Raw genomic sequence first — 810 nt, forward strand, 5'->3', positions numbered from 1 at the left:
ACCTGGCGCAGGTCGGCCTCGAGTGCGTCGAAAACCTCGACTATCTCCTCGCGGCTATTCGAACACATATTCGAAGAATAGCGTCCGGCGGCGCCTACAGCGTCGTCAGGACGGCGTCCACATCCTCAACTGTGGATAAAAGCCGCACTGTGGACAACTCTGACCGGCGGGCCGGCACGTACTCTCGCGATTGGGCAAGACCACGTCCCGACAAAGAGAGGACTCTCAATGAAGAAGTCAAGCCGCCGATTCGGTGATCGGGGGTGAGTCGGGTTGCCAGGTGCGGTTGTCGCGGATGAGTGCGTAGAGGACGTTGGTGCGGCGTCGGGCCAGGCAGATAGTTGCCGGGATCGGTCGTTTGCCTTGGTCTCGTTTGCGCTGGTAGGAGGCTCGGGAAGCCGGGTTGCAGCGGACGGCGGTCAGTGCGGACATGTACATCACCACACCAGCCCATATCTGACCTACTGCCATCAAACCTCTTTTCGATTGTCTGCCAACACAATCCCCACGGACGACCCCGCCGGCATTTCCTTAAACAAGCGATCACATCGCAGATCTCAATCAGCGGCCCGAGGAAGTCCAGGCAGGCCAGGTGGCCAGTCCTCTCAAGCCGCACCACCAGGCCGGCAACACACATGACAGCCTCACCCGACCCGGGTCACAGCACAACGTAACAACACGAAGTAACTGCACCTACGAACTTAAGGCCACGCATGACAGACGACGGCAGGATCCGTGTCCCGGCCGACCTCGACGCTGTCACGGCGGTCGCCGCCGAAGACCACTCCGAGGTCGACCCCGCAGCCATGG

At 61.0% G+C, this 810-nt stretch carries 2 protein-coding genes and 1 pseudogene; 2 read left to right on the forward strand and 1 reads right to left on the reverse strand.

The window, feature by feature from the left end:
• Window positions 1-257: hypothetical protein (locus F6Q13_RS18275; RefSeq protein ID WP_293059558.1), on the forward strand; the 257-nt coding region annotated here is incomplete at its 5' end.
• On the opposite strand, the pseudogene F6Q13_RS18280 reads toward F6Q13_RS18275, so the two are convergent.
• Window positions 238-436, reverse strand: a pseudogene (locus F6Q13_RS18280) (IS110 family transposase); the annotation flags it as partial. The gene F6Q13_RS18275 and the pseudogene F6Q13_RS18280 overlap by 20 nt on opposite strands.
• A 277-nt stretch (window positions 437-713) precedes the next feature.
• On the opposite strand from F6Q13_RS18280, the gene F6Q13_RS18285 reads away from it, so the two are divergent.
• Window positions 714-810, forward strand: a 97-nt coding sequence (locus F6Q13_RS18285; protein ID WP_293059560.1) for a hypothetical protein, incomplete at its 3' end; no start/stop codon positions are given.

Origin of the sequence: Mycobacterium sp. (assembly GCF_008709575.1) — a bacterium.
In the GTDB taxonomy this organism is placed as follows: domain Bacteria; phylum Actinomycetota; class Actinomycetes; order Mycobacteriales; family Mycobacteriaceae; genus Mycobacterium.